General features: G+C 69.0%; 2 protein-coding genes. One reads left to right on the top strand and one right to left on the bottom strand.

Features of this window, described 5'->3' with window-relative positions; translation table 11 throughout:
- Window positions 1-479 (bottom strand): hypothetical protein (locus AB0B91_RS65905; RefSeq protein ID WP_358343201.1); only part of this gene is annotated, 479 nt, incomplete at its 3' end.
- A gap of 306 nt (window positions 480-785) precedes the next feature.
- On the opposite strand from AB0B91_RS65905, the gene AB0B91_RS65900 reads away from it, so the two are divergent.
- A partial coding sequence (locus tag AB0B91_RS65900) for a D-Ala-D-Ala carboxypeptidase family metallohydrolase (RefSeq protein WP_358343199.1) occupies window positions 786-1531 on the top strand: 746 nt, incomplete at its 3' end.

The following is a 1531-nucleotide window of genomic DNA, read 5'->3' as shown; positions in this document are numbered from 1 at the left end:
TGGCGCTGGCCGTTGGCCAGCACGTCGAGCAGGACGGTTTCGAAGGCGGCCGATTCGACCCAGTCCACCTCGCGGGTGTACCCGCAGATCAGCGCCGCCCCCGTGGCGTCGAGGAAGCCGCGCAGCACCGCGTCGGAGGCGCGCAGCACCGAACAGCTGCCGAAATAGAGCCGCCGGCCTTCGCATCGACCCGCCATCAACTCCGCGACGTCGGCGAGCGCCACCGATTCCCAGTCGGTGAGGCAGAGCCGGCTCGGCTCGCCGTGCATGGCGAAGAAGCCGACCCGGTGGTCGGCGTACTGCTTGAGCAGCCAGCGGTCCACGAAGTAGAACAGCTCGTCGCGGGTGGCCGCGTCCTTGTGGATGAAGCGGATCTTTCCGAGCCGTTCGAGCAGTTCGAGGGTGGGCAGGACGGAGCCGCGCTCGTTGAGGTCGCGGTGCCACTGGCCCTCGATGCAGAAGACGCCACCACGTGCCATGCCGCCCCCTCCCCCGGTCCCGCCGGCGCTGACGTTACCGGGTCGGACCGGCCAGCTCACATCACCCTGCGTGTGCCCGGCTGCCGCTTTCCGTGCCTTTCGCGGTTCCCTGTCGTCGAATGCCGGCACTTGGGTGTTTCGCAATTCGCGTAATGCCCTGGCAACACCCAGGAACGGCGAATCGTGAGGACAATTCTTGTTAATCGCCGCGAAAGGTCGGTCGGCCTGCCAGGGTGGAAATCACGGGACGGGCAGGCCGATGTCCCGGACGCCACCCCAATCGCACTCCTATCGGGAGGACTTTCTGTGCGCGTTAACACCCTGAAACGGGCCGCTGTCGCATTCGCCCTGGCGTTGCCGGCAGCCGCTCTCGCCACGGTGGTCGCCGCGCCAGCGGCCCACGCCGACGGCTGCTACACGTGGCAGCGCAACCTCTACCAGGGGCGCTCCGGCGCCGACGTCCGCCAGTTGCAGATCCGGGTGGCCGGTTGGGCCGGCAACCGGGACATCGTGGAGAACGACGGACGCTTCGGACCGAAGACCGCCGCCGCCGTCAAGCGGTTCCAGTCCGCATACGGGCTGCGCGTCGACGGCGTCGCCGGACCGCAGACGTACCGCAAGCTCTACGACCTCCAGGACAACGACTGCACGCCGCGGCACTTCAGCTTCCGCGAGATGGACGACGGCTGCGGTCGCGGCGGCTGGAGCGGCGGTCCGCTCTCCCCCGCGCAGACCAGGCAGAACGCGCTGCGCACGATGTGGAAGCTGGAGGCGATGCGGCGCAGCCTCGGCGACAAGCCGCTCTACGTCAGCAGCGGCTTCCGCAGCCGTACCTGCAACAACCAGGTCGGCGGGGCATCGGACAGCCAGCACCTCTACGGCAACGCCGCCGACCTGACCTCCCGCACCAGCTCCCTCTGCCAACTGGCCCGCGACGCGCGCAGCCGGGGCTTCAGCGGGATCTACGGGCCCGGCTACCCGGACCACGACGACCACGTGCACGTCGACTCGCGACGGGAGAACGACCGGGACGACACACCGAACACCTCCAG

It is taken from the genome of Nonomuraea sp. NPDC049141 (genome assembly GCF_040648415.1).
Lineage (GTDB): Bacteria > Actinomycetota > Actinomycetes > Streptosporangiales > Streptosporangiaceae > Nonomuraea.
The sequence above is the reverse complement of the archived record's forward strand: the minus strand, read 5'-3'. Positions and strand labels throughout refer to the sequence as shown.